Annotated in this window: 27 protein-coding genes and 1 tRNA gene; 19 read left to right on the plus strand and 9 right to left on the minus strand. The window is 67.4% G+C overall.

From position 1 onward, the window contains the following. Nucleotides 1-119 precede the first annotated feature (119 nt). The 6 genes from ACFULV_RS15020 to ACFULV_RS15045 all read left to right on the plus strand — a co-directional run bounded on the left by ACFULV_RS15020 (nt 120) and on the right by ACFULV_RS15045 (nt 4524). Complete coding sequence (locus tag ACFULV_RS15020) at nt 120-605, plus strand: hypothetical protein (RefSeq protein ID WP_378656796.1); 486 nt, start codon at nt 120-122, stop codon at nt 603-605. 181 nt (nt 606-786) lie between these two features. Next, on the plus strand, nt 787-1884 hold the full coding sequence (locus ACFULV_RS15025; protein WP_378656799.1) for a hypothetical protein: 1098 nt from the start codon (nt 787-789) through the stop codon (nt 1882-1884). Continuing rightward, nucleotides 1881-2603 (plus strand): hypothetical protein, encoded by a 723-nt coding sequence (locus ACFULV_RS15030; RefSeq protein ID WP_378656802.1) that lies wholly within the window; start codon nt 1881-1883, stop codon nt 2601-2603. Before ACFULV_RS15025 ends, ACFULV_RS15030 begins: the two co-directional genes overlap by 4 nt. A gap of 3 nt (nt 2604-2606) precedes the next feature. Continuing rightward, nucleotides 2607-3077, plus strand: a complete 471-nt coding sequence (locus tag ACFULV_RS15035; protein ID WP_378656805.1) for a helix-turn-helix transcriptional regulator — start codon at nt 2607-2609, stop codon at nt 3075-3077. After that, complete coding sequence (locus ACFULV_RS15040) at nt 3077-3304, plus strand: helix-turn-helix domain-containing protein (RefSeq protein WP_378656808.1); 228 nt, start codon at nt 3077-3079, stop codon at nt 3302-3304. The genes ACFULV_RS15035 and ACFULV_RS15040 overlap by 1 nt, the downstream gene beginning before the upstream one ends. A gap of 92 nt (nt 3305-3396) precedes the next feature. Beyond that, complete coding sequence (locus ACFULV_RS15045; RefSeq protein ID WP_378656811.1) at nt 3397-4524, plus strand: tyrosine-type recombinase/integrase; 1128 nt, start codon at nt 3397-3399, stop codon at nt 4522-4524. Between the two features lie 41 nt (nt 4525-4565). Here the strand turns inward: ACFULV_RS15045 and ACFULV_RS15050 are convergent. Then, nucleotides 4566-4642 (minus strand) — tRNA-Pro (locus ACFULV_RS15050). Between the two features lie 433 nt (nt 4643-5075). On the opposite strand from ACFULV_RS15050, the gene ACFULV_RS15055 reads away from it, so the two are divergent. Together ACFULV_RS15055 and ACFULV_RS15060 are read left to right on the plus strand one after the other, a co-directional pair. Further along, nucleotides 5076-5567: a DinB family protein gene (locus tag ACFULV_RS15055; RefSeq protein WP_378656814.1), complete on the plus strand. Its 492-nt coding sequence runs from the start codon at nt 5076-5078 to the stop codon at nt 5565-5567. Between the two features lie 49 nt (nt 5568-5616). After that, nucleotides 5617-6669 (plus strand): fused (3R)-hydroxyacyl-ACP dehydratase subunits HadA/HadB, encoded by a 1053-nt coding sequence (locus tag ACFULV_RS15060; protein WP_378656817.1) that lies wholly within the window; start codon nt 5617-5619, stop codon nt 6667-6669. 1 nt (nt 6670) lies between these two features. Here ACFULV_RS15060 and ACFULV_RS15065 read toward each other — a convergent pair whose 3' ends face one another. Next, nucleotides 6671-7078 carry a helix-turn-helix domain-containing protein gene (locus ACFULV_RS15065; protein ID WP_378630344.1) on the minus strand — a complete coding sequence of 136 codons (408 nt, stop codon included), beginning with the start codon at nt 7076-7078 and terminating at the stop codon, nt 6671-6673. 227 nt (nt 7079-7305) lie between these two features. Here ACFULV_RS15065 and ACFULV_RS15070 point away from each other — a divergent pair, with 227 nt between their 5' ends. After that, nucleotides 7306-9837 (plus strand): molybdopterin-dependent oxidoreductase, encoded by a 2532-nt coding sequence (locus tag ACFULV_RS15070; RefSeq protein WP_378656820.1) that lies wholly within the window; start codon nt 7306-7308, stop codon nt 9835-9837. A 2-nt stretch (nt 9838-9839) separates the two neighbouring features. Beyond that, nucleotides 9840-10415: a TetR/AcrR family transcriptional regulator gene (locus ACFULV_RS15075; RefSeq protein ID WP_378656822.1), complete on the plus strand. Its 576-nt coding sequence runs from the start codon at nt 9840-9842 to the stop codon at nt 10413-10415. Nucleotide 10416: 1 nt separating this feature from the next. Here ACFULV_RS15075 and ACFULV_RS15080 read toward each other — a convergent pair whose 3' ends face one another. Next, the gene (locus ACFULV_RS15080; RefSeq protein ID WP_378656824.1) at nt 10417-11550 is read right to left on the minus strand and encodes a helix-turn-helix transcriptional regulator; all 1134 of its coding nucleotides are present in this window, start codon (nt 11548-11550) and stop codon (nt 10417-10419) included. A gap of 86 nt (nt 11551-11636) precedes the next feature. Between ACFULV_RS15080 and ACFULV_RS15085 the strand changes: the two genes are divergently transcribed. Next, on the plus strand, nt 11637-12107 hold the full coding sequence (locus ACFULV_RS15085; protein WP_378656827.1) for a grhN: 471 nt from the start codon (nt 11637-11639) through the stop codon (nt 12105-12107). 9 nt (nt 12108-12116) lie between these two features. Then, nucleotides 12117-12914 (plus strand): MBL fold metallo-hydrolase, encoded by a 798-nt coding sequence (locus tag ACFULV_RS15090; RefSeq protein WP_378656830.1) that lies wholly within the window; start codon nt 12117-12119, stop codon nt 12912-12914. Nucleotides 12915-12917: 3 nt separating this feature from the next. Here ACFULV_RS15090 and ACFULV_RS15095 read toward each other — a convergent pair whose 3' ends face one another. Continuing rightward, nucleotides 12918-13502 (minus strand): TetR/AcrR family transcriptional regulator, encoded by a 585-nt coding sequence (locus ACFULV_RS15095; protein ID WP_378656833.1) that lies wholly within the window; start codon nt 13500-13502, stop codon nt 12918-12920. Between the two features lie 105 nt (nt 13503-13607). On the opposite strand from ACFULV_RS15095, the gene ACFULV_RS15100 reads away from it, so the two are divergent. Then, nucleotides 13608-14444 (plus strand): SDR family oxidoreductase, encoded by an 837-nt coding sequence (locus ACFULV_RS15100; protein ID WP_378656835.1) that lies wholly within the window; start codon nt 13608-13610, stop codon nt 14442-14444. Between the two features lie 4 nt (nt 14445-14448). Here ACFULV_RS15100 and ACFULV_RS15105 read toward each other — a convergent pair whose 3' ends face one another. Genes ACFULV_RS15105 through ACFULV_RS15125 form a run of 5 tightly spaced genes read right to left on the minus strand, consistent with a single transcriptional unit; the run spans nt 14449 to nt 18494 of the window. Beyond that, the gene (locus tag ACFULV_RS15105; protein WP_378631430.1) at nt 14449-14925 is read right to left on the minus strand and encodes a nitroreductase family deazaflavin-dependent oxidoreductase; all 477 of its coding nucleotides are present in this window, start codon (nt 14923-14925) and stop codon (nt 14449-14451) included. 51 nt (nt 14926-14976) lie between these two features. Then, nucleotides 14977-15357, minus strand: coding sequence for a carboxymuconolactone decarboxylase family protein (locus tag ACFULV_RS15110; RefSeq protein ID WP_378630331.1), 381 nt, complete (start codon nt 15355-15357; stop codon nt 14977-14979). Continuing rightward, nucleotides 15354-16241 carry an NAD(P)-dependent oxidoreductase gene (locus ACFULV_RS15115; protein ID WP_378630330.1) on the minus strand — a complete coding sequence of 296 codons (888 nt, stop codon included), beginning with the start codon at nt 16239-16241 and terminating at the stop codon, nt 15354-15356. The genes ACFULV_RS15110 and ACFULV_RS15115 overlap by 4 nt, the downstream gene beginning before the upstream one ends. After that, entirely contained in the window at nt 16238-16987 is a 750-nt protein-coding gene (locus tag ACFULV_RS15120) for an SDR family oxidoreductase (protein ID WP_378630328.1), read from the minus strand. The genes ACFULV_RS15115 and ACFULV_RS15120 overlap by 4 nt, the downstream gene beginning before the upstream one ends. A 37-nt stretch (nt 16988-17024) precedes the next feature. Continuing rightward, the gene (locus ACFULV_RS15125) at nt 17025-18494 is read right to left on the minus strand and encodes an aldehyde dehydrogenase (protein ID WP_378656838.1); all 1470 of its coding nucleotides are present in this window, start codon (nt 18492-18494) and stop codon (nt 17025-17027) included. Nucleotides 18495-18613: 119 nt separating this feature from the next. Here ACFULV_RS15125 and ACFULV_RS15130 point away from each other — a divergent pair, with 119 nt between their 5' ends. The 6 genes from ACFULV_RS15130 (at nt 18614) to ACFULV_RS15155 (ending at nt 24949) form a co-directional block, all read left to right on the plus strand. Then, nucleotides 18614-19207, plus strand: coding sequence for a TetR/AcrR family transcriptional regulator (locus ACFULV_RS15130; RefSeq protein ID WP_378656840.1), 594 nt, complete (start codon nt 18614-18616; stop codon nt 19205-19207). 111 nt (nt 19208-19318) lie between these two features. Beyond that, nucleotides 19319-20671, plus strand: a complete 1353-nt coding sequence (locus ACFULV_RS15135; protein ID WP_378656843.1) for a cytochrome P450 — start codon at nt 19319-19321, stop codon at nt 20669-20671. Nucleotides 20672-20690: 19 nt separating this feature from the next. Further along, nucleotides 20691-21950: a cytochrome P450 gene (locus tag ACFULV_RS15140; protein WP_378630321.1), complete on the plus strand. Its 1260-nt coding sequence runs from the start codon at nt 20691-20693 to the stop codon at nt 21948-21950. Then, complete coding sequence (locus tag ACFULV_RS15145; RefSeq protein WP_378656846.1) at nt 21950-23212, plus strand: glycosyltransferase family 4 protein; 1263 nt, start codon at nt 21950-21952, stop codon at nt 23210-23212. The genes ACFULV_RS15140 and ACFULV_RS15145 overlap by 1 nt, the downstream gene beginning before the upstream one ends. Further along, complete coding sequence (locus ACFULV_RS15150; RefSeq protein ID WP_378656849.1) at nt 23206-23937, plus strand: class I SAM-dependent methyltransferase; 732 nt, start codon at nt 23206-23208, stop codon at nt 23935-23937. The genes ACFULV_RS15145 and ACFULV_RS15150 overlap by 7 nt, the downstream gene beginning before the upstream one ends. Next, entirely contained in the window at nt 23927-24949 is a 1023-nt protein-coding gene (locus tag ACFULV_RS15155; protein WP_378656851.1) for a prenyltransferase, read from the plus strand. The genes ACFULV_RS15150 and ACFULV_RS15155 overlap by 11 nt, the downstream gene beginning before the upstream one ends. Nucleotides 24950-24951 lie beyond the last annotated feature (2 nt).

The following is a 24951-nucleotide window of genomic DNA, read 5'->3' on the forward strand; positions in this document are numbered from 1 at the left end:
TTTGCCATGCCCCGAAAAAACAGCTCCCCGGCAGTTCGAGCTACCGAGGAGCTGTAACCGGACGCAGGTTCACGGCCCGCTCCGGCGTTACTTCCCATCCCTTGCGAGGAGTCAGAAGCATGTCCAGTGTAAATCCCTCCCCCCAGTCCAGCGGCAACAGCAACGGCCGCGCCCGTTCACGATGGGCCGGTACTGGCCTCGGCGGCGACGTCATCGCCACCGAGCAGGAACGCCGAACGATGACGCACCGGCAGTTGCTGGAAAAGCTCGGTCGCGGCACCCCCGAGTTCGCCCGCCGCCAGACCGAACGCATCGAAGCCGCGCTCGCCGCCGCCGACGCATCCGCACCGATCAAGGAACGTGACCTGCCCGGCCGCGCCCGCACCGCGCCCGAAGTCGAGTACTTCCTCGACAACGGCCGCTACATGGCCACCGACGGCACCGATGTCGAACCGGCCCGCCGCGCCGAACTCGAAGACATCGCCCAGCACGGCACCGTACAGAAGAACGGCCGCGTCCGCTTCGACTACCACGACGGCCTCGAAGAGTCCGAGCTGATCCAGCGCCCCGAACGCCGTCGTTCCGGCGTCGAGCGCAGCCGCTGAGTTGCCGGGAGTTTCGTAACCCCCGACCGCTGCTCTGGTCTCGCGGTTACGAAACTTCCCCTTCGCCGATCCGGCGCCCGCCCCGGACGTCATTCCACGTCCCGCCATGCGGTGTAGAAGCCCGCCGGATTCCAGTCACATTGCCGGACAACATTTTTCGTTGTCCAACAAGGGAGGAACCATGACCACCACACACCAGCGGGCCACCACTGAAAGCGCACGCGCCGGTTCGAGCGGCAACCGCGCCCGTGACCACAAAAGGAAGGTTCAGGCCGCCGCGCGTGACGAACTGATCCGCACCATGCGCGCAGCTGGGGACTCGTATCAGGACATCCGCGACCAGCTCGGCGTCAACGCCCGCGCTGTCGAAGATGCCCTCGGCGAGGTCGGCGACCTCGCTGCACGGGGCCGCACTCAAGGCGATATCGCCGACCTGGTTGGACTGCCGCGTGCCACCGTGCAACGGCTCATCCGTACTGGCCGCGACTCTCGCCCGAACGCCCGCCACGAGCAGACCGCCCGCCTGATTGCCGAAATGTACGGCATCCAGGTCGACGTGCTCGCGGATTTCCTCGGCATGGAAATCGGCCACGTGCGCAGTCTGGCGCGCCAGCTGCGCGAGGACGGCCTGATGCTGCCGAAGCTGATCCAGGTGCAACCAGGTGAGAAGTGGATCGTGCCGACCCGCGACGCCGCGTCTAGCTTCCTCGGCTGGACAGTTCACACCACCTGGCGCCCGCCGCTCAAGGACGCCGAGCACTACCGCGCCGCCGCGATGGCGCGCGCTCTGCTCGTCGGCATGGAACCAGGAGCTTGGATCTCCGAACGGCAGTTACGCCGGGATGCCGAAGTGGCAGCGCCGCGCACCCGCGGCCGGGCCCGCTACGTCGGCCATATCCACGACGGCCGGTTCCTTGGCGTCATCGAGGGACATCACGGCTGGTACGCCGTGGAAGTCGAGCTGACCGCGAAGTCCGCGGCGAACATGGACAAGGCCCTGCAGGGCGCGATCAACGCCGCGCGCCACGCTGAGCCCGATGCACTGGCCGGGGTGCTCTACCTGTGCCGCGGCGACGACGTGGTCCGCGTCGTCGAAGCGGCCAACCGCCGGTTGCCGCAGAACTACGCCGACGCCCTCGTCGTCATCGGTGACCTCGACGCCGAATGGCAGGACTACCGCAAGACCCGCCGCCGGATGCGAGCGGCCACCCGCTCGGCGAACCCGAACCACCGGCGCCGGCGCGGTGTCCAGAAAACTGGACAGGACGGCGACCGATGAGCGCCCGCAACGCCCACCTGACACCGCGACAGGCGCGCGCCCTCGCTGGGCTCGTGCAGCAGCGGGCCATGCCGGTCGACGTGCTCGCCGACTTCCTCGGCTGCGGGTTGAGCCACGCCTACGAGACAGCCGCCGCTCTGCGCGGGCACGGTCTGGCTCGGGAGCTGACCGCGCTGGGGTCCGGTCCGAAGTGGGTCATCCCGACCCGCCAGGCGGTGACCCGCTACTTCGGTCGGTCGCTGCCGGAGTGGACACCTTCCCCGTTGTGGTCAGTTCGTGGCCGCGCTGCGGCACAGGCGCGCGTGATCCTCGGCGCGACCGGCTTTGACGACTGGACCGGTGAACGGGAGCTCTCGTTGGAGCGCACCGGGCGTGGTGCGTACCCGTACGACGGTCTGATGGTGCGCACCAGCAACCCGTTCGCACTGCGCACCGCCCGTGGTGTCGCCTCCCCGGTGTGGGCGGTGCGCACCGATGTCGCCCGCACCAGCAACCCGCGACAACTTGTCGCCTCCCTGCGCACCGCTGTCGCCCAGGCCGAAAACGACGGCTGCACTGTCGTCCTCTGGGTCTGCACCGGTGCGCACCGACCCGAAACGGTCTACGCCGCAGCGAAAACCATCCATTCCGACCTCGCGCTCACCGCAGCGACTCCGGACGAAATCACCGGGCGGTACAAGCGCATCCGTGCAGTTCAGAGCCTTCCGAAGGGGGCGTGACTGATGAATCCACAAATCGCCAACTCCGCTCACCAACAGTTCAAACAGTCTGTCGCCCTGTCGCATTCGGGTGTCGCCCCGGCGACGAACCGCGACACCGAGGCGACGCAAGGCGACAGCCGGGCGACACCGAGGCGACAGCAGGCGACACCGACTGTCGCCCCTGCGCACCGCTCGGGCGACATGGTGCGCACCGCTATGCACCAGCGCACCGACCAGATCTCACCGAACGCACCGACCCGCACCGCAGAGGAGCCCACCATGAACACCGACCGCTTCCTTACCGCAAAGGACTGCGAAGCACTTACCAGCATCCCGGAGGGAACGTGGCGCTACTGGGCGCACATCGGCCGCGGTCCTGCCAGCTTCAAGATGGGACCGCGCCGACGGGTGTGGCGAGAGTCCACCGTGCTGACATGGATCGCGGAGCAGGAGCAGGCATCCGCGCCCGCGCTTCCCGTGGAGGTGAAGTGATGACCATCCCCTCTGAGTCTGTCGAGCTCGTCGAGAACGCTTGGTACACCACAGATGAGATCGCCGCCGTCCTCAAGGTCGACCCGTCGAGCCTGCGACGCTGGCGCACCGCGACACCACCCCAGGGTCCGCCGTTCTTCCACCTGGCTGGGCGCGTGACGCGCTACCTCGGCGCGGACATCATCGAGTACCTGCGGATCAGCCGCGTCGATCCTCGGGCGGCGTGATGGCGACTGATCCGATTCACAACGTCCCGCTCGGCGTCGAAATTCGCGCTGACATCGAAGAACGCGGGAAGACGAGCCGCTTTCGTGCTCGCGTGCGCTGGACCGACCCCGCCACCAAGACACGTCCGTCCAAGTCCGAATCCTTCGGCACCCGCGAAGAGGCCGAGGAATGGGTTGCGGGAATCAAGAACGCGGCCGCACGCGGCGTCGATCCGAAAACCGCGACAGCAACATTGAAGGACTTCGGAAACACGCACTGGGATACCGCGATGCGGGGGGTCGAACTGAAAACGGTCGGCGACGCGTACAAGCCAGCTTGGAACCGGCGGGTGGTGCCCTCACTCGGACACCTTCCGGTCACGATGGTGACCGCGGGCATGGCCGATCGTGCCGTGACGAACTGGATCGCCTCAGGCTTCAGCAAGTCGGCGGTCAAGAACAGCCTTGCCGTGCTGGCCCGAGTTCTGGATCAGGCGGTCCGAGATGAGGTGATCGAACGGAACCGCGTCGAGGTCTCCGGCTGGCAATCCCAGTACCAGCGCATCGAGGATGAACTCGACGACCCGCGATCACTGGCACTGCCGGACTGGGCAACCTTGACCCAGCTGTCGGCCGCGCTCGTCGCGGCCTCGTCCGACCAGTTCCAGGGCTGGGGCGACGTGGTGACGTTCGCCGCGTGCACCGCCTCCCGAATCGGGGAGGTGTCCGGCGTCCGCGTCAAGGACATCGACACCGAGCAGTGGATATGGAACCTGCGGCGGCAGACCTCACCAGGACCGGGCGGAATGCTGGACAAGGGCACGAAAGGCAAACGGGCGCGCCGTGTTCCGATCATCGAGGAGATTCGACCCTTGCTGCTCGACAGGATCCGGGCACGGCAGGACAAGCCGGATGCTCGCCTGTTCGTCGGGCCACGGGGCGGCAAGATCCAAACCGGCGTATTGCGCAAGGCGACGCACTGGGACGCCGTCGTTGCCAAACTCGGCTATGAACACCTGCGCCGGCACGACCTCCGGCACACCGGACTCACCTGGTTCGCCGATGCAGGGGTACCGGTCTACCGGCTCCAGCAGATCGCCGGGCACACCGACCCGCGCATCACACAGCGGTACCTGCATCCGGACATCGTGGCGTTGCAGGCCGACGGAGACATGCTCTCGGCGCACCTAAGATCGCCGAAACGGTCCCAAATTGGTCCCAAGCTCCGATTGGTCCAGTAACAAAAGATCCCCTCCGACCCAGGTCGGAGGGGATTTTTGCATGGTCGGGCTGACAGGATTTGAACCTGCGACCACCTGACCCCCAGTCAGGTGCGCTACCAAGCTGCGCCACAGCCCGTTCTTGCCCCCGTCTCCGGGTGCTCGAAAAGATTACCTCACCTCTTGGCGAAGGTACTAATCGGCTGGTAGATGCACCTTTTTGTCGATCCGGAGGAGTGGCCGCGGTCTTGCGGCGGAGCCTGCAACCGCGTCGAGTTCGTAGGGGTCCCATCCGGTTCCGTGAAGGTGCCCAGGTTCGGCGCGCGGGGTTCCGCGCTGAGCAGTGGCATGACAGACTGACGGCAGGCGGCGTCGAGTTCTTCGGCGCTCGACCGGTATCGGCTGCGGTGAAGATCGACCCGCATCGCCTTGGTGAGCGCGCGTTCCGCGACGAACACATCAGATTCCCCCTCCCCTGGTTCGCCTCCGTCACTGGACGCGCCGAGCCGTGCCCTGCCGACTGCCGGCCAACCCCGGGGACTTCGATCAGCATGAGAATGGAGTGAAAGTCCATGGTTACCAACACGATTACCACCGGCACCGAGCGAACGATCATCGAGAACGCGCTCGATCGCAACCGCGAGGCGCTCATCGCGACCGCACGCGGGTTGTCCGACGCCGATGCTCGGCGACGGCTTGTCGCGTCGTTGACGACACCGATCTCCTTGATCAAACATGCCGCCGCCGCGGAGCGGATCTGGTTCCAGCGGTTCTGGGCGGGGCTCGACGAAGCCGAATGCGACGGGTACTCGAAACGCGACGAGGGCACGTTCGCCGTGGCCGACGACGAGTCGCTGGCCGACGTCATCGCGGAGTTCGAGCGTGCGAGCAGCCGATCACGGGCGATCGCCGCCCGGTTCGACCTGGACGACACCAAGCGCAATCCCCGGGAAGGGACTGTCAGCATGCGGTGGACTCTGCTCGCCATGATCGAGGAATTCGCGCGCCACGCAGGCCACGGTGACATCCTGCGCGAGCAGATCGGTGGGACTGCGACACTCTGAGAACAGCAAATATCGCTCGCACGGCTAACAATTGGTTACTTTGCTGAGTGTGCGGACAACTCCAGACGACCCCAGATCGCTCGATTCACCCGCAGATTCGGCCGCCTCCGCGACGACGGTCGGGCAGTCCTATCTTACCGGCGACTGCTACGTCGTCGGGCGCGAGAAGATCCGGGAGTTCGCCCGTGCGGTTCAGGATGATCATCCCGCTCACCACTGCGAGCGAGCGGCCGAAGACCACGGTTACGGTGGCCTGGTCGCGCCGTTGACCTTCGTCTCGATCCCCGCGTTTCTGGCCCAGATCGAGATGTTCGATCGGGTGGCCGAAGGCTATGACCTGACCCAGATCATGCAGACCGACTACGGCCTCATCATCGACAGGCCGATCCTCGCGGGCGATTCGTTGCGCTTCGAGGTCGAACTCGAATCGCGCCGAAAAGCGTTCGGGGGCGACATCTTCGGATTCAAGTGCGCGGTCACCGACCAGTACGGCAAGGAAGTCGTCACCACCCGCACGTCGTTCGCCGGCCGGCCGGAGGTGAACGTCGCCGCGGCGCGAATATGCGATCGACTGGTGATGCAGAACTTCCGTCATGGCACGTCGATTCCGCGACAGCACCACACACCCGAGCATGCCGCGCCGGCACGCCCGGCACCGACCGCGGACCCGGGCCGGAATATGGTGCCGTTCAGCACCGTCGCCGTCGGCGACGAGCTGCCGCCCAGGATCGTGGCTGTGACGCTCGGTGACCTGGTCAACTACGCGGGCGTGGCCGGCGACCCGAACCCCATCCATTGGAGCAAGGAGGCGGCGGCGTCGGTGAATCTGGAATCGCCTGTCGCACAAGGCATGCTGATGATCGGGATCGGTGCGGGGTACGTGACCTCATGGGCAGGCGGCCCCGGTGTGGTGACCGAATACGCGGTGCGATCGACCAGCCCGGTCTACGTCTCCGACAGCGGAGCGATCGTCGAATACACCGGCAGGGTGAAGGCGGTCGACGCAGACCGCAAGACCGCGACGATCGCGGTCACCGCCACACAGGACGGCAGGAAGATCTTCGGACGAGCGGTTGCGGTGATCCAGTGCGCGGACCGCTAGGTCAATCGTCGAGGCAAATGGCGAGCAATCTGTCACTCACACGGAGACGCTCGGCCATCGCGACGAGGATGTCCATGGCCTCACTCGACAAGCCGACAGCACGCAGCAGCAGGGCGCGCGGTTCCTCGAGTTCGAGCGCTCGGATGAGCGTGTGATCGTCGACGCCGGGATGATGCGGGGCGAGGAAGAAGTAGTCGGGCGTGACCTGGAAGTAGTCGGCCAGCGCCGAAACAGTCTTCGCCGAGGGATTCTCGCGATTCCCGGACCGTAGCTGGGACAGGTACGGTGCGGAGATACTGTGACCGGCCGCCTGGAGCATGCGCGCCACTTGGCGGTTTGTGCACTGACGCACGTCCGGACCCGAGGGGTTGTCGAAGAGTTCGTTGAGGCGGGCGGCGAAGTGCGTCACAGCAGTTCCTCGGCATCAAGTTGGTCAGAAGACCATCATGAGACGCGCACTGTGTTCCCGGCAATAGCGCTAGCAAACTTGCGGCGCTCGTCACAAAATCTCCACCACCGGACTGTTCGGGATAACGACCGCCGATTCGTGTCGGCCGACGCGGAAGACCAGGTCAGCGACCGCGTTGACCGCCATCAGCCCGCGCCGATGTCCTGTTCTATGCAATACTGCATAGCATGCATCTGACCAGCCCGGAATCCGATGACAACACCGCCGAGACCGCGCGGTGGCGCAAGACGGCCTGCATTCTCTGTGAATGCAACTGCGGTCTCGAGATCCAGACCGATGGCCGCAACCTGGTGAAGATTCGTGGCGACAAACAACATCCGGGGTCGGCGGGCTACACGTGCGAGAAGCCGCTACGGCTCGACAAGTACCAGTCGGGCGCGCACCGCATCGACACTCCGCTGCGACGCACCGCGGACGGTACGTACGAGCCGATCGACTGGGACACCGCGCTCGATGAGATCGCCACCAAGCTCGCCGGGGTTCGTGACGCGCACGGGGGCGAGTCGATCTTCTTCTACGGCGGGGGCGGGCAGGGCAATCACCTCGGTGGCGCCTACGGTCGGGCGCTGTATCACGCGGTCGGTGGCCGGTACATGTCGAATGCGCTGGCGCAGGAGAAGACCGGTGAATCCTGGGTCGATTCCCAGCTCTACGGCAATCACACCACCGGCGATTTCGAGCACACCGAGGTCGCGATCTTCGTCGGCAAGAATCCCTGGCAGTCCCACGGCATCGCGCAGGCACGGCCGGTACTGCGCGAGATCGCGCGGGATCCGAACCGGACGATGATCGTCATCGACCCGCGCGTCAGCGAGACGGCGGCGCTGGCCGACTATCACCTGCAGGTCAAGCCGGGCACCGACGCGTGGTGCGTGTCGGCGATCGCGGCGACGCTGGTGCAGGAGAACCTGCACGACGAGGGGTGGTTGGCCGAACACGCGACCGGTGTCGAACCGCTGTTGCGAGCGTTGCGGGCGGTCGACATCAGCGCGAACGCGCACCGCTGCGGTCTCGACGAGACGCTGATCCGCACCGTCGCGCGCCGGATCGCCGCCGCGAAGAGCGTCGCCACCTATGAGGACCTCGGCGTGCAGCAGTCACCCAACAGCACCCTGGTCGCGTACCTGAACAAGATGCTGTGGATCCTGACCGGCAACTTCGCCAAACCCGGTGGAGTGCATATTCATTCATGGATGTTTCCGCTCGCCGGACGTTGGCACGCCATCCCGAAGGAGGCCGGGGCGGGTAGGGCGCAGCGCGTGCGGCGTGGCGTCGCGACCGTGGCGATGCGCTACGGTGCCACGCCCGCGCGCCGGTTGCTCGCCGCGACCGCGCGACGTGGCGCGATCTCGCGGAACGTGGCCGGACTGACGGCGAGTACCACGCTCGACGTGTTCTTCGACGCGGTGGCGGTGCCGATCGCGCGCATGATCGCGGACACGCTGAGCATGGCCGACAGTCCCACCCGCACACCGGTTTCCGGGGCCCGGATTCTTTACGGCCTGATCCCGTGCAACTCCATCGCCGACGAGATCCTCACCGACCACCCCGCCCGGTTGCGGGCCATGTGGATCGATTCGTCGAATCCCGCGCACTCGCTGGCGGATTCGGCGCGATTCGTGGCGGCGATGCGGTCGCTGGAACTGTCGGTGGTCGTCGATGTGGCGATGACCGAGACCGCTCGCCAGGCCGACTATGTGCTGCCCGCGGCGAGCCAGTTCGAGAAGTACGAGGCGTCGCTGTTCACGCTGCACTTCCCGCACAACAGCTTTCAGATGCGCGCGCCGTTGATGGCGCCGTTGCCGGGCACCCGGCCCGAACCCGAGATCTACGGTGCGGTGATCGACCGGCTCGGCGTGGTCGAGCCCCGGCTGCTCGAGGAGCTGGCCGCGGCGGCGCGGGTGAGCCGGGAGGCGTTCGCGCTCGCCCTGTTCTCCACGCTGAAGGCGCGCCCCGAACTGGCCGGGCTGACACCGTATCTGCTGTATCGAACCTTGGGCGCGAGCCTTCCGGACGGGGAAGCCGCGCTGGCGCTGGCATGGGGATTCGCGCTGCTGTGCGTGATCTCCCAGCCCGACGCCGTGGCCAGGGCGGGGTTCACCGGGTCCGGGTTCGGGCAGGCCGAGGAGTTGTTCGAGGCTGTGCGCGCGCACCCGGAAGGGGTGATGTTCTCCGATGACCGCTACGAGGACGCGTGGCGCTACATCCAGCACGCCGACGGCAAGATCCACGCCGCCATCCCGGAACTGCTCGACGAGCTGCGCGCGGTCTGCGCGGTCGACCCCGACTACACCAGCGAGGAGTACCCGTTCACCCTGTCCGCCGGTGAGCGGCGCGCGTTCACGGCGAACGTGATCATCCGCAACCCGGACTGGCGTCGCCGCGACCGTGAGGGCGCGCTGCGGATCGCGGTGGCCGATGCCGAGCGGCTCGCGCTGAGCACCGGCGATAGGGTGCGTGTGGTCACCGAATCCGGTTCGGCGACCACGTCGATCGAGATCAGCGAGATGATGCAGGCAGGACATATTTCGCTCCCCAACGGCATGGGTGTCTCCTATCCGGGCGCGGACACAGTCGTCGGTGTCGCGCTCAATACACTGACCTCGACGTCGCGACGCGACAAGTTCTTCGGCAGCCCCTGGCACAAGAACGTTCCCGCCCGTATCGAGGTGCTCACGGCGCCGGTGAAGGAGGCCTGACGGTGGGAGCTCGTACCAACACCCGGCAGAAGATGCTGGGCAGTGCGATCGAACTGCTGCGGGAACGCGGCGCGGCGGGCGTGACCGTCGACGCGGTACTCGCCCGCAGCAGCGCTCCGCGGGGCTCGGTGTATCACCACTTCCCCGGCGGACGCGCCCAGATCATGACCGAATCGCTCACTCTCGCAGGCGATACGATCAGCGCCCTCATCGAGGAGGCCGCCAAGCGGGGCGCCGCCGGGGTGCTGGCCGGGATCGCCGAGTTCTGGACCGCGATCCTGCTGACGTCCGATTTCGAGGCGGGCTGTCCGGTGGTGTCGGTGGCGGTAGGCGGGTCGCCCGAGGACCGTCACCTGCAACCCGAGGTCGCCGCCATCTTGCAGCGTTGGCACGACACCCTGACCGGCGCGATCGCCGCGGAAGGCGTCGCACCGGCACGCGCCGAACGCTTGGCCACCATGGCGATCGCGAGCGTCGAAGGGGCGGTGATCCTGTGCCGCGTCCACCGCTCGACTACCGCGCTCGACGAGGTCGTCGAGGAATTGCGCGTCCTGCTCGCCACCGCCGTCGGCACCTAGGTCAGTACGTCGGCCAGGGCCCACCCCGGATCGGTTTGGTGGCGGTGACGCGCTGCTCGTTGTCCCGGAAGCGGGGTTCGTAGTGGGTGAAGAACACCTTGGCGACCAGGTCTCGGCGGCTGTGGACACCGGTTTTGTCGAAGATGCTCTTCAGATGCTGCTGCACGGTGTGGGCCGAGACGGTCATGTCGTGGGCGATCTGCGAGGTCGAGGCACCCTGCAGCACCAGCCGGGTGACGTCGCGTTCGCGCTCGGTGAGCCCATAGGCCGACATCAGCAGCGGGTAGATCCGGCTGGGGTGGGCCGGTTCGATGATCACCGCGACCCTGGTCTGTGCTGACGAGGTCAGGCGGGCGCCGTGCAACACCACCCAGGTTCCCGACCTGCTCAGCGCTCGCGACACCAGTACCTCGTCGGGTCGGTCGTCCGCCGCGTTGCGAAACGCGCGGGCGGCGAGGGTCACCACGGCGCTCGGCAGCTTCTGGCGATCCCAGTCGCCGTCGGGCAGGTCACCGAGCCAGCGCTGCACGCCGGCGCTGGCCGATTCGATCTCGCAGGCCGAGTTGAGCACCAGCAGACCGGGTGAGTCCCCGTATTCGGGTTCGTCCGCCTGCCCGATCAGCAGTGCCCGGCGCACGCCGTCGGCCAGTGTCGGCGCCACGGTCGCCACGAATTCCTTCTCGGCGGGGTCGAATATCGCGGCGCCGGGTTCGCGATAGAGCGCGAGCGCGCCCCATACCTCGCCGGAGCGGGTGCGCAACCGGGCGATCAGTTCCTGGTCCCCGCCCATCGTCATATTGCGTTGCCAGCGTTCGCTGTTCGAGGGGTCTCCACCAGTGGTGTCGTGCAGCGTCGACAATCCGGTCGCCGACTTGACGACGTCGACGATGCCGTTGCGTTCCTCGCCGTACTCGGCGGCCAGCCACTGCGGCGGAAACTCGGCGAGGCCGAGATGGAAGTGACTGGTCATCAGCAGCGACGCGGGATCGAGGGTGTACCAGCACGGCGTCCAGTAGTGCGGGACCACGGTGGCCAGCACCTCCGTCGTCTCCCGCCACAGCGACACCAGATCGTGCGGCTCCCGGCACAACCGCCCGATCTTGTCGGCGGCGCGTTGCCTCGCATCCGTGCTCACAGATCAACGGTAGGCCGCGGCCGGACCAGGGGAAATACCAGATTTGTGGAATGTCGCGGCGACCGGGAAATTCCTAGCCTCGACCTATGACGAACACCGGAACCACGAATGTGCGCCTCAGTCCGCCACCGCCGGAACTGATGCGACTGATCAATCCTGTCGTGCGGCGTATCTTGGCGACGCGATGGCTCGGCAGCCGCATTCGCCGACAGGGAATGGTCGAATTCACCGGCCGCCGCACCGGCCGCACGCTGCGGATCCCGGTCTGCCTGCACCACGTCGGCGACGAGACGCTGATCTTCACCGAGCGAGCATGGCGCCACAATCTGGTCGGCGGCGCACCCGTCACCATCACCCACCGCGGGCAGATCCGCCACGGTCGCGCCGTGCTCCTCGATGCCGCGCCTGCCCGAGTCGGCGCCGCGATGCGAGCGGCGATGGACGACGGCGCCGGCCCGTTCGAACTCGGGCTGAAGATCACGCGCGGCTACGACCCGACCGCCGACGACCTCGCTGTCATCGCGCGCTCGATCATTCGAGTCGATTTCGAGGATTGAGGAAACACGATGCGTATCAATCGAATCCAGCACGACATCACTGTTCTCGCCGATGAACTGGAGGTCCCCGGCATCGGCCATATCCCGGTCAACGCCTACGTTCTGCACGCGGCGGAACCCGTCGTCGTCGACACCGGTCTCAGCCTTCCCGACCGCGGGTTCATGGCGGCACTGAGTTCGATCGTGGACCCGGCCGACGTGGAATGGCTGTGGCTCACCCATCCCGATCGCGACCACACCGGATCGCTGTTCGACCTGCTCGATGCCGCCCCGAACGCCCGGCTGATCACGACATTCGCCGGCCTGGGCATCATGTCGTGCGCTCGACCGGTCCCGATGGACCGCGTGTACCTGCTGAACCCGGGGCAGTCCCTCGATGTCGGCGACCGACGCCTCACCGCGTTTCGCCCACCGTTGTTCGATAATCCGAGCACGGTCGGGTTCTACGACGAACGCAGCGAATCATGCTTCACCTCCGACTGTTTCGGCGCTCCGCTGCCCAGCGCCGAACTCGCGACCGCCGACGACGTGGGTTACACGCCACCGGCCGCGATTCGCGCGGCACAGCATCTCTGGGCGGCGGTGGACAGCCCGTGGGTGCACATCGTGGACGAGAGCAAATACCTCGCCACCGTGTCGGCGATGCGCGCCTTCGACCCGCGACGGATCCTCAGTACACATCTTCCGCCCGCGGGTGGACGCACGGCGGAGTACTGGGACATGCTTGCCGAGGCGCCGCATGCCGCGCCGTTCGTCGGTCCCGATCAGGCCGCGCTGGAACAGATGCTGGCGAGCTTCGAACCCTGAGTGTCAGGCGGTATGCAGGATCCTCAGTGCGGCCCGCTCGATCCGGTCGGCGATTTCGGAGTACGACTCGTAGCCCATGCCCGCCCGCACCAGCGCGCCCGCGTAGATGATCTCGAGCAATTCGACGACCTCGGTGTCGGCGTCGGGGCCGAGAGCGCGCGCGAGTCTGCCGCGGATCTCGATGCCGATGCGGGTGCGCAGGTGTTCGACATCCGGGTCCGAGCCCAGCAGCGCGCCGGTGACCGCGCCGGACAACTCTTGCTCCTCGGCTACCAGCAGCGCGATGTTGCGCAGCTCGGCCAGCACCCGCACCGTCGGGTCTTGGTCCTCGCTCGCGGGCGAGTGCGAGGCCAGCAGGCGCCGCCAGAAGATCTCGGCGACCAGGTGCTCCTTGGAGGAGAAGTAGGTGTACGCGGTTGCGGTGGCGACGCCTGCTTCCGCGGCGACCAGCCGGATCGTCATGCCGGAGAAGCCATCGCGTGTCAGCACCACCAGCGCGGCCCTGGTCAGCCGTTCGACGGTGTCGGCCTGCTTCCCGGTCAATCGACGCCGGGTCGCTTCGAGACTGATGGAATCGCTTTCAGACATGCGTCCGGATGTTACTCGCCAGTCCCACGGCGTCGGCGAACCACACCACGTCGGCGCGGGGGTGGAGGTTGATTCGTAACCATGTCCAGAATACAATCTGGACACATGTCTGATGCACCGAACATGCGGTCCACCGCGGGCAAAGTAGTCGTTGTCACCGGCGGCGCGCGCGGCATCGGGTGTGCGGTCGCGAGCGAACTTGCCGGGGCAGGGGCGGTCGTCGCCCTCGGCGATATCGATGCGAGCACGGTCGCGAGCACCGGGACCGAGATAGGCGCGGCCATGGCGCGGCACCTCGACGTCACCGATCCCGCGTCGTTCGCGAGTTTCCTCGCCGAAGTCGAAAAGACCTGCGGCCCTGTCGATGTACTGATCAACAACGCGGGCATCATGCCGGTCGGCCGGTTCGCCGAGGAGTCCGACGAGATCACCCGCCGGATTCTCGACATCAATGTCTACGGCGTCCTGCTCGGCACCAAGCTCGCGCTGCCACCGATGCTCACCCGCGGCCGCGGCCACATCGTGAACATGGCCTCGATGGCCGGTGAGAACCCGACGCCGGGAATGGCCACCTACTGCGCGAGCAAGCAGGCGGTGCTCAGCTTCACCGAGACCATGCGCCTGGAACACCGCGGCACCGGCGTGCGGTTCTCCGCGGTGCTGCCGACGTTCACCCGCACCGAGATGATCGCCGGAACCCGCGCTCCGCGTGCGCTGCTCGCCGAACCTGCCGACGTCGCCGGCGCGGTCGCCGCCCTGATCGCCCGGCCACGCCGCCGCGTGTCGGTCACCCGCACCGCGGGCATGCTCGCCGCCTTCAACAAGCTGACCCCACGCCCGCTCGGTGAGTTCATGGCTCGGCGGCTGGGCGTGCACCGCACCTTCATCGATGTCGACCGCGATGCCCGTCGCGCCTACGACGACCGGCTCGCGGCCGACTGAGGGCTCAGGTGCGCGACAGGATCACGACGGGAATCTCGCGTTCGGTCCAGGACTGGTAGGCATCGAAATCGGCGTAGAGGCGGGTCAGCAAGGGCCACAGGCGCTGACGCTCGTCGGCGTCGGCCACACGGGCAACCACCGGGTAGTGCTCGCTGCGGATCCGGACATGGGCGTTCGGATCCGCGAGCAGATTCCGGTACCACTGCGGATGATTCGCGAGGCCGCCCTGGGAGCCGACGATGACCAGATCCTCGCCGTCGACGAGATAGAGCAGCGGCGCGGCGAAGATCTTGCCGGACTTGCGACCTCGATGTTCGAGCAGCAGCGTCGGCACCGGGCTGCGGAACCCGGCACCGATGCGCCAGGTACCGCCGACGCGGCCGTTGGTGCGGCGATAGACCCACGCCTGTGCGCGCGACCCGTATCGGATGATCCGGGTCGTCATCGGCGAGTTCAGCCCTTTCGGCTGATTCTTCGGCATAACCATCGTCCGCACGCTACAGCGATCGCGGATCGGCGATAACGGGGTCGATCATTTCTTGCGACGCTCCTGCGCGATCACCTTGCCGACGGTACCGTCGAGCTTCGTCCCCGCGGGCCAGCCGACGTAGTGACACAGGAACAGGGCGATCTCACGCAACTGTTCCTCGGACAGCTCCCCATTACGCAGAGCGGCGCCGATCTGGATCTCGGCGACATCGACATTGCCCTGCGCGGTGAGCGCCCCGAGCAGCAGCAGCCGACGCTCGCGCACGGTCAGGGCGGGCCGCGACCAGATGTCGGCGAACAGGTGATCGGCGGTGACGGCGAAGTGCTCGCCGGGGCCGTCCTCGAACTCCCAGCCGTAGACCTCGGTCATCTTGGCCAAGCCGCGCTTGCGGACGTCGGCGGGGGTTTCTCCGTTGGTGGTCATGAGATCTCCTTGTCGAGCGCGGGTTCGGCGACGCCGAGTCCCTCGGCGAGACGGGCGAGGGCCAGTCGCGCCAGTGGCAGGTCGACCGCGAGCCGGTCGCCGAGGTCGAGCGCGAGCGAGAGGTCCTTCTCGCCGAGATCGCGCACGTGGCCCAGGATGGGGAACCAGAAGTCGTCGGGGTCGATCGGCGCGGTGGTGTCGCGCAGCATGATCGCGCCCGGCCCACCGGTCACCGCGTCGGAGTGGCGGACCACCTTCCCGAGTGCGGTGAGACTGAGCCCGGCGGCCTCGGCCAGGCGCTGCGCCTCGGTGGCGGCGGTGAACGAGATGAAGTGAAGAAGGTTGCGTGCCAGCTTCATCCGTGTTCCCGCACCGACCGGACCGGCGTGCACGACGAGGTCGGAGAAGCACCCGAACGGCGGCCGGATCCGGTCCACCGCGGCGGCGCTACCGCCGACCATCACAGCCAGGCTCCCCCGGGTCGCGCCGGGTGCGCCGCCGCTGACGGGCGCGTCGACGAAGTCGACCTCGTGCTCGGCGCACCGGGCGGCCAGCTCCTGCGCCGTCCGGTCGCTGATGGTGGAGTGCACGGCGACCACCGTGCCCGGTGCCGCGGTGCTCAGGATGCCGGAAGGGCCGGTGAGCACCTCGGTCACCTGCGCATCGTCGATGACCGTCACGCAGATGATCCGCGCGTGCGTCGCGACCTGCGCCGGCTCGGCGACCGCACGCGCACCCGCGGCGACGAACGGCTCGATGACCTCGGGCCTGACATCGCAGACCGTGAGCCCGCCCGGCCAGTCCAGCAGCCGCCGCGCGATCGGCGCGCCCATATTGCCCAGCCCGATGAATCCGACCGGGGCGCTGGCGGATTCGGCCGTCATCGGATGATCTGCCCGCCGTCGACGTTGAGGATCTGGCCGGTCACCCAGCTCGCCTCGTCCGACAGCAGATACAGGCAGGCGCCGACCAGGTCCTGCGGGGTGCCCATCCGCTTGATCGGAATGCGCTTGACCATGTCCTTGACCATGTTTCCTGGCGTGACGGTCTGGGTGGCCTCGGTGTCGATCGGGCCGGGCGCGATGGCGTTGACTCTGATCCGCGAACCACCCAGCTCGGTGGCGAGTTGCTGGGTGAGGCCGTTGATACCGACCTTGGCCAGTCCGTAGAACCCCGAGTACAGCCATGCGGCGGTAGATGATTGGTTGACGATCGAGCCGCCACCTGCCGCGATCATCGGCTGCCAGACCGCGCGCGTCACATTGAGCGCGCCGTCGAAGTTCACGCCCATGAACTTCTTGTAGTAGTCCCACGGCACGGTGAGCAGCAGATCGAGCTTCATCTCGCCGTAGATGGCCGCGTTGTTGACCAGGTGGTTGATCGCGCCGAACTCGGCGACGGTGAACTCCGCCAGTGCGACAGCGGATTCGGGATCGGCGACATCGACGCGGCGGAAGGCCGCGACCCCGCCGTCGGCGACGATCTGCTTGGCCACCTCTTCGCCGCGCTCGGCATTGAGGTCGGCGACAACGACATTGGCGCCTTCGGCGGCCAGTGCGCTCGCGTAGACCGCGCCGATGCCCTGCGCGGCGCCGGTGACGATCGCGGTGCGACCGGTGAAACGTGCCATGGTGTTCAGCTCCTGAGTGTGGACGGTGTCGGTGAGGTCAGGCGGGGGTGGCGATCAGCTTGGTTTCGAGGTATTCCTCGAAACCGGCGACGCCCATCTCCCGGCCGATGCCGGACTGCTTGTAGCCGCCGAACGGCGCGTCCGCGTGGTACCAGAGGCCGCCGTTGACGCTCAGGGTCCCGGTGCGCACCCCCGAGACGACCCGGTCGAGCCGGTCGGGGTCGGTGCCCCACACCGAACCCGACAGTCCGTAGGGCGAATCGTTGGCCAGCCGGATCGCGTCGTCGTCGCCGTCGTGTGGAATCACGACGAGCACGGGCCCGAAGATCTCCTCCTGCGCGACGGTCGCGGTGTTGTCGAGTCCGCTGATCAGCGTCGGTTCGATGAAGTACCCACGTTCCTTGTCCGCTGGCCTGCCGCCGCCCACCTCGATCCGTCCGCCTTCGGCGCGTGCGATCTCGAGGTAGCGCTCCACCCGCGCCCGCTGACGCTCGGAAATCACGGGGCCGCACACGGTTCCGGGGTTGGTCGGGTCGCCGGCAGCCAGCCCGCGGAGCGCACCGGCCGCGGCGGTGACCGCGGCGTCGTAGGACTCGCGCGGCACCAGCAGCCGCGTGGTGAGGGCGCACCCCTGGCCCGCGTGGACGGCGACGGTGAACGCGGTGTAGCTCGCGGCGGCCGCGATGTCGGCGTCGTCGAGCACGATCGCCGCCGATTTGCCGCCCAATTCGAGGAAGGTGCGCTTGAGCGTGGCCGACGCGCCGACCATCACCGAACGGCCGGTCTGGGTCGAGCCGGTGAAGGTGATCATGTCGACCCGTGGATCGAGGACCAGCTGGGCGCCGAGGCCGTGATCGGAGGAGGTGACGATATTGATCACCCCGGCCGGGATGTCGGTGTGCTCGGCGATGAGCGGCCCGAGCACCGCCGCGCACCAGGGTGTGTCCGGGGCGGGCTTGAGAACCACGGTGTTGCCCGCGGCCAGTGCGGGCCCGATCTTGGCCAGGTTGATCTGGTGCGGGAAGTTCCACGGCGTGATGGCGCCGACGACACCGACCGCCTCGCGCCGGATCACCCGGCGACTGGCGATACCCATCAGGTCCCTGGTGCCGAGATCGGTTTCCCACGTGTAGTTCTCGGCCAGGTCGGCGGCGTAGGACAGATCCGCGATCGGCCCTTCCAGTTGCGGTCCGCTGGTCAGCATGATCGGTGTGCCGACCTCGGCGATGGTGATCGCGCGCAGTTCCTCGAGGTGCTCGCCCAGTACGTCGCGCAGCTGGCGCAGGCAGTGCGCGCGAAACTTCGGGTCGCGCGACCACTGCGTCTCGTCGAAGGCGGTGCGCGCCGCGGCGATGGCCGCCTCCATGTCGGCGCCGGAGGCGTCGGCGGCGTAGCCGAGCACCTCCTCGGTGGCGGGATTGATGGTCGCGAAGACACCGGAGCCACCCGGGATCAACTTGCCGCCGATCAACAGTGGTGTGCCTTCGGCGGGGACGAGGCCGTTCATAGCGAGGCTCCGATACGTGTCTGGACAGGTGTACGGAATATAGTTCGGTTCATCGATCAGACGCAAGACCATGGTTCGTTCATTGGTCCGTACACCAGGCTGTAGTACCATCCAGACACATGTCCGAAATCGCGCCTACCGGCATCGAAGCAACTCGCCGACGCTTGACCGAAAAGCAGGCCGATACGGTGGACCGCCTGACCGTCGCCGCCGTCGACGTGCTGTCACGCGAGGGCTATTCGGGGACGACGATCCGGCTCGTCGCCGCGTCGGCCGGCGTCGGCACCGCCACGGCCTACACGTATTTCTCCTCCAAGGAACACCTGATCTCCGAGGTGTTCTGGCGGCGGCTGGTCGCCATGCCGCCGCTGGCGACCGGCGAGGCCGACCGGACCGCGCGCGTGGTCGCCGTTCTTCGCCAGGTCTCGATGCTGGTGGCCGACGAACCAGCCCTGGCCGGAGCGGTCAGCAGCGCCATGCTCGGCGACGATCCCGATGTGCGGCACCTGCGGGTGCGCATCGGCCGCGAGATCCGCCACCGGCTCGGCGAAGCCCTCGGTACGAAGGATCCGGAGAGCCTGGCCGCGCTCGAACTGCTGTACTCCGGGGCGCTTCTCCAGGGCGGGATGGGCCTGCTGTCCTATGCGCAGGTCGCCGACCTGCTCGAGATCTGCGCACGCCGATTACTGGCCACACCCGCCACGGACAGCTAGCGAACCGTCCGTCGGATTCGGCCCGAACCTTGTCGCGCATCCGGAAGCCGTAGTACTGTCCAGACACATGTCCATTTAGTGTCTGGACAGTATTCCGGGAAGGACTTTCCAATGACGCTGGTCAAACCGCAGCGCGTGTCCGGAGGCGAGGACGAACACGGGCACCTGGCCGAGTTCCGCACCGACCCGATCGCCCTGATGCGGCGCGTTCGCGCCGAGTGCGGCGATGTCGGATCCTTCGAGCTCGCCGGACGTGATGTCGTCCTGTTGTCCGGCGCCGAGGCCAATGAATTCTTCTTCCGGGCCGGCGACGACGATCTCGACCAGGGCGCGGCCTACCCGTTCATGAAGCCGATCTTCGGTGAGGGCGTGGTGTTCGACGCACCCCCCGAGCGCCGCAAGGAAATGCTGCACAACCAGGCGCTGCGCGCGGATCACATGCGCGGGCACGCGGGCACCATCGCCCGTGAAGTGGATCAGATGGTCGCGCAGTGGGACGACGAGGGCGAGATCGATCTGCTCGAGTTCTTCGCCGAGCTGACCATCTACACCTCTTCGGCCTGTCTGATCGGGGTGAAGTTCCGCAATCAGCTCGACGGACGTTTCGCGCATCTCTATCACGAGCTCGAGCAGGGCACCGACGCCCTGGCCTACGTGGACCCGTACGCGCCGATCGAGAGTTTCGTCCGGCGTGACGCGGCGCGCGCGGCGTTGGTCGAGCTGGTGCAGGCGATCATGGATCAGCGCGAGGCGGATCCGCCCACCAGCAAAGACGATCGCGACATGCTCGATGTCCTCATCTCGGTGAAGGACGAGAACGGGGCGCTGCGGTTCTCGGCCAGCGAGATCACCGGCATCTTCATCTCGATGATGTTCGCCGGCCACCACACCACCTCGGGCACCGCGGCCTGGACGATCATCGAACTGCTGCGCCATCCCGAGACGCTGGCCGGGGTGGTCGCCGAACTCGACGAGCTCTACGCCGACGGCGCTGACGTGAGTCACCATGCGCTGCGCCAGATTCCGAATCTGGAAGCCGCGCTGAAGGAGACCCTGCGGCTGCATCCGCCGCTGATCATCCTGATGCGCCTGGCGCGCGGTGAGTTCGAGGTGTGCGGGCACCGCATCGAGCCGGGCGACATGGTGGCCGCCACCCCCGCGGTCTCCAACCGGATTCCGGAGGACTTCCCCGACCCGGACGCCTTCGATCCCGCGCGCTATCTCGACCCGCGCCAGGACGACATCCTCAACCGCTGGACCTGGATTCCGTTCGGCGCGGGCAGGCACCGCTGCGTCGGCGCGCCGTTCGCGCTCATGCAGCTCAAGGCGATCTTCTCGATTCTGCTGCGGGACTGGGAGTTCGAGCTCGCACAGCCGTCGGACACCTACCGCAACGACCATTCCAAGATGGTGGTGCAGTTGCAGCAGCCCTGCCGCGTCCGCTACCGCCGCAGGCAGCGCTGAGCGCGAGCGGAGGTCACTTGTGTCCGCGACATCCATCCCTGCCGGATTCGATTTCACCGATCCGGCCCTGTGGGAATCCCGCAACCCCGTCCAGGAATTCGCCGAGCTCCGCCGGACCGCACCGGTGTGGTGGAACGCCCAGACCGACGCGCAGTCGGGCGGCTTCCGCGACGGCGGCTACTGGGTGATCACCAAACACGAGGACATCAAGGAGGTTTCGCGTAATCCGGAGCTGTTCTCCTCCGAGCGCAAGGGCTCGGTGATCCGGTTGCCCGGCGAGGTGACACCCGAGCAGATCGAACTCACCGGCGCCCTGCTGCTGAACATGGATCCGCCCAAACACACCAAGATCCGGCGCATCATCGCCAAAGGGTTCACGCCACGCGCGGTCGAGGGGTTGCGCGCGGCGTTGACCGAACGGGCAGGGGCGATCGTGGCCGCGGCGCGTGCGGCCGGTAGCGGTGATTTCGTCGAACAGGTGGCGTGTGAGCTTCCGCTGCAAGCCATCGCCGAACTCGTCGGGGTCCCCCAGCGGGACCGCCGCAAGCTGTTCGACTGGTCGAATCAGATGCTCAACTACGACGACCCGGAGTACGGCGACGCCACGACCACCGACGCCTCGTCCACCGCGGCGATGGAGATCCTCGGCTACGCCTGGAACATGGCCGAGCAGCGCCGCATCGAACCCAGCGACGACATCGTCAGCAGGCTCGTGCACGCCGATCTCGACGGGGAGGCGCTCGGCTCCGACGAGTTCGGGTTCTTCGTGATCCTGCTCGCGGTCGCGGGCAACGAGACCACCCGCAACGCCATCACCCACGGGATGAAGGCGTTCATCGACAATCCGGATCAGTGGGAGCTCTACAAGCGACAGCGGCCACGGACCGCGCCCGACGAGATCGTGCGCTGGGCGACGCCGGTGACGGTGTTCCAGCGCACCGCGACCGCCGACACCGAGCTCGGCGGACAACTCATCCGCGCCGGTCAGCGCGTCGGATTGTTCTACAGCTCAGCCAATTTCGACGAGGACGCCTTCGAGAGCCCGTTCCGCTTCGACATCTCGCGCGACCCCAATCCGCATCTGGGCTTCGGCGGTACCGGCGCGCATTTCTGTGTCGGCGCGAACCTGGCCCGGCTCGAGATCGAGCTGATCTTCAACGCCATCGCCGACGTGATGCCCGATTTGTCCCAGGTTTCGGAGCCACAGCGGCTGCGATCGGGTTGGATCAACGGCATCAAACACTGGCAGGTCAGCTACGAGTCGGGAACGGTGCACTGATGCGGATCGCGCTGCTGTCATATCGGAGCAAGGCGCATTGCGGCGGGCAGGGTGTCTATGTGCGGTACCTGAGTCAGGGACTCGTCGATCTCGGCCACCAGGTCGAGGTGTTCTCCGGCCAGCCCTATCCCGAGGATCTCGACCCGCGGGTGCGGCTCACCGAGGTGCCGAGCCTGGACCTGTATCGCGACGAAGACCCTTTTCGCACACCGCATCCCCGCGAGATCCGGGATCGCGTCGACCTGCTCGAGCTCGCCACCATGTGGACGGCCGGGTTCCCCGAACCTCGCACGTTCAGCTTGCGCGTGGCCAAGCTGCTGGCCGCGCGCGCCACGGAATTCGATGTGGTGCACGACAATCAGTGCCTGGGCTACGGCCTGCTCGCCATCGCCGAGCGGTTGCCGCTGGTGGCGACCGTGCACCATCCGATCACCCGCGACCGCGCGGTGGACCTGGCGGCGACGCCGTGGCGGCGCAAACTGTTCGTGCGGCGCTGGTACGGATTCCTCGGCATGCAACAGCAGGTGGCACGCCGGATTCCGGATCTGATCACCGTCTCGTCGTCCTCGGCCGCCGACATCGCCGAGGACTTCGGGGTGCGCCCGGGGCACCTGTACACGGTCCCCCTCGGGGTGGACACCGAGCTGTTCCGGCCGCGCTCGACACCACGGGTGCGTGGGCGGATCGTGGCGGTCGCCAGCGCCGACAAACCACTCAAGGGCATCGCGCATCTGCTCAAAGCCGTTGCCCGGCTGCGCCATACCCATGAGGTCGAGCTCCGGCTCGTCGCGAAGCTGGAGCCCAACGGCCCTACCGAGAAGCTGATCGCCGAACTCGGCATCGCCGATATCGTCACCCCGGTCAGCGGAGTCAGCGACGAGCAGCTGGCCGAACTGCTCGCCTCGGCCCAGATCGCCTGCATTCCCTCGATGTACGAAGGGTTTTCGCTGCCGGCCGTCGAAGCGATGGCGAGCGGCACACCCCTCGTCGCCAGCCGAGCCGGGGCACTGCCCGAGGTCGTCGGCGACTGCGCCGAACTGGTCGCTCCTGGCGACGTGGACGCCCTGACCCGGGTGCTCGGCGAGCTGCTCACCGATCCCGACCGGCGCGCCCGCATGGAAGCGGCCGGGCGGAGCCGCGTCCTCGCGTTGTTCAGCTGGGCGGCCGTCGCGGCGCAGACCGTCGCGATCTACGAGCAGGCCGTCGCCCGGCGTTTCCCGACCACGATCCCTTCCCACCCTTTTCCGGAGGCCCCATGTTGACCGTCGATTTCGACCGCTTGGGCGTCGGCCCCGGATCACGGGTAATCGACATCGGCTGTGGTGCGGGCAGACACTCCTTCGAGGCGTATCGCCGCGGCGCCGACGTCGTCGCCTTCGACCAGAACGCCGCCGACCTGGCCGACGTGGACGTGATGTTCCAGGCCATGGCCGAGGTCGGCGAAGCCCCCGAGTACGCGAAGGCCGAGACCGTGCGCGGCGACGCGCTCGACCTGCCCTACGGCAACGACGAATTCGATGTGGTCATCGCCTCGGAGATCCTCGAGCACATCCCGCAGGACAACCGCGCCGTCATCGAGCTGGTGCGGGTGCTCAAACCCGGCGGCGCGCTGGCGGTCACGGTGCCGCGCTGGCTGCCCGAACGCATCTGCTGGGCGCTGTCGGACGAATACCACGCCAACGAGGGCGGCCACGTGCGCATCTATCGCGCCGACGAATTGCGCGACAAGATCACCGCGCGCGGCCTGCGCTACCACCACCAGGACTTCGCGCATGCCCTGCACTCGCCCTTCTGGTGGCTCAAATGCGCTGTCGGCGTGCGCAACGACGACCATCCGCTGGTGAGCGCCTATCACCGCATGCTGGTGTGGGACATGATGTCGGCGCCCGCGCTGACGCGCACGGCCGAACGTCTGCTGAACCCACTGGTCGGCAAGTCCGTCGCCCTCTACTTCACCAAACCGGCGGTGCGCAGTGATGCCCGCTGAACTGCCCGCCGTTGCCGGGGTCGTCTCCGCGTGCGAGATCCGGCGCACCGCCGAATCCATCGCCGCCGCACAGGAACCCGACGGTGCGATCCCCTGGTTCAGCGGCGGCCACACCGATCCGTGGGATCACATCGAGTCCGCGATGGCGCTCACCGTGGGCGGATTGTGGGACGTGGCCCGTGAGGCCTACATCTGGTCGGCGAAATCGCAGCGGTCCGACGGGTCGTGGCCCATGCAGGTCCGCGCGGGCGTGATCGAGAACCACGACTCCGACACCAATTTCTGCGCCTACCTGGCCACCGGTGTTCTGCACGCCCTCACGATCACCGGCGATACCGGGTTCGCCGCGGAGATGTGGCCGACAGTCCGCGCCGGCATCGACTTCGTCCTCGGGCTGCAACGGGGCGCCCACGGCGAGATCCATTGGTCGGCAAACGAATCCGGGTCGTCGGGGGAGGCTCTGCTGACCGGCTGCTCCAGCATCTTCCACAGTCTCGGCTGTGCGGTGACCCTCGCCGAGCGGGTGGGCGACCCGCGACCGGATTGGGCGGTGGCTCGCGGGCGGCTCGGCAACGCTCTGCGCCGTCATCCGGAAGCGTTCCTGGACAAGAGCCGTTACTCCATGGACTGGTACTACCCGGTCCTCGGCGGCGCGGTGCGCGGCGCGGCGGCCGCGGACCGGATAGCGCGGCACTGGAACGAATTCGTGGTCCCCGATCTCGGCATTCGCTGCGTGTCCGACGCACCGTGGGTCACCGGCGCCGAGACCTGCGAACTGGTGCTCGCACTCGATGCCATCGGCGACACCGCCGCCGCGAGCACGCTGTTCGCCGCGATGCAGCATCTGCGCGAATCGGACGGATCCTATTGGACCGGACTCGTTTTCACCGACGGCAAGCGCTGGCCCGAGGAGCGCACCACGTGGACCGCGGCGGCGGTCGTGCTCGCCGCCGACGCCCTCAGCCGCACCACCGCGGGCAACGGCATCTTCCGCGACGCACTCCCCCGGTGATC

Source organism: Nocardia sp. NPDC057272 (assembly GCF_042668615.1).
Classification (GTDB): domain Bacteria; phylum Actinomycetota; class Actinomycetes; order Mycobacteriales; family Mycobacteriaceae; genus Nocardia.

What these genes read in the sequence shown, in the direction of transcription:
- ACFULV_RS15020 (WP_378656796.1), top strand. Translation starts at nt 120, where the DNA reads ATGTCCAGTGTAAATCCCTCCCCCCAGTCCAGCGGCAACAGCAACGGC.
- ACFULV_RS15025 (WP_378656799.1), top strand. Translation starts at nt 787, where the DNA reads ATGACCACCACACACCAGCGGGCCACCACTGAAAGCGCACGCGCCGGT.
- ACFULV_RS15030 (WP_378656802.1), top strand. Translation starts at nt 1,881, where the DNA reads ATGAGCGCCCGCAACGCCCACCTGACACCGCGACAGGCGCGCGCCCTC.
- ACFULV_RS15035 (WP_378656805.1), top strand. Translation starts at nt 2,607, where the DNA reads ATGAATCCACAAATCGCCAACTCCGCTCACCAACAGTTCAAACAGTCT.
- ACFULV_RS15040 (WP_378656808.1), top strand. Translation starts at nt 3,077, where the DNA reads ATGACCATCCCCTCTGAGTCTGTCGAGCTCGTCGAGAACGCTTGGTAC.
- ACFULV_RS15055 (WP_378656814.1), top strand. Translation starts at nt 5,076, where the DNA reads ATGGTTACCAACACGATTACCACCGGCACCGAGCGAACGATCATCGAG.
- ACFULV_RS15070 (WP_378656820.1), top strand. Translation starts at nt 7,306, where the DNA reads ATGCATCTGACCAGCCCGGAATCCGATGACAACACCGCCGAGACCGCG.
- ACFULV_RS15085 (WP_378656827.1), top strand. Translation starts at nt 11,637, where the DNA reads ATGACGAACACCGGAACCACGAATGTGCGCCTCAGTCCGCCACCGCCG.
- ACFULV_RS15090 (WP_378656830.1), top strand. Translation starts at nt 12,117, where the DNA reads ATGCGTATCAATCGAATCCAGCACGACATCACTGTTCTCGCCGATGAA.
- ACFULV_RS15095 (WP_378656833.1), bottom strand. Translation starts at nt 13,502, where the DNA reads ATGTCTGAAAGCGATTCCATCAGTCTCGAAGCGACCCGGCGTCGATTG.
- ACFULV_RS15100 (WP_378656835.1), top strand. Translation starts at nt 13,608, where the DNA reads ATGTCTGATGCACCGAACATGCGGTCCACCGCGGGCAAAGTAGTCGTT.
- ACFULV_RS15105 (WP_378631430.1), bottom strand. Translation starts at nt 14,925, where the DNA reads ATGCCGAAGAATCAGCCGAAAGGGCTGAACTCGCCGATGACGACCCGG.
- ACFULV_RS15110 (WP_378630331.1), bottom strand. Translation starts at nt 15,357, where the DNA reads ATGACCACCAACGGAGAAACCCCCGCCGACGTCCGCAAGCGCGGCTTG.
- ACFULV_RS15115 (WP_378630330.1), bottom strand. Translation starts at nt 16,241, where the DNA reads ATGACGGCCGAATCCGCCAGCGCCCCGGTCGGATTCATCGGGCTGGGC.
- ACFULV_RS15120 (WP_378630328.1), bottom strand. Translation starts at nt 16,987, where the DNA reads ATGGCACGTTTCACCGGTCGCACCGCGATCGTCACCGGCGCCGCGCAG.
- ACFULV_RS15125 (WP_378656838.1), bottom strand. Translation starts at nt 18,494, where the DNA reads ATGAACGGCCTCGTCCCCGCCGAAGGCACACCACTGTTGATCGGCGGC.
- ACFULV_RS15130 (WP_378656840.1), top strand. Translation starts at nt 18,614, where the DNA reads ATGTCCGAAATCGCGCCTACCGGCATCGAAGCAACTCGCCGACGCTTG.
- ACFULV_RS15135 (WP_378656843.1), top strand. Translation starts at nt 19,319, where the DNA reads ATGACGCTGGTCAAACCGCAGCGCGTGTCCGGAGGCGAGGACGAACAC.
- ACFULV_RS15145 (WP_378656846.1), top strand. Translation starts at nt 21,950, where the DNA reads ATGCGGATCGCGCTGCTGTCATATCGGAGCAAGGCGCATTGCGGCGGG.
- ACFULV_RS15150 (WP_378656849.1), top strand. Translation starts at nt 23,206, where the DNA reads ATGTTGACCGTCGATTTCGACCGCTTGGGCGTCGGCCCCGGATCACGG.
- ACFULV_RS15155 (WP_378656851.1), top strand. Translation starts at nt 23,927, where the DNA reads ATGCCCGCTGAACTGCCCGCCGTTGCCGGGGTCGTCTCCGCGTGCGAG.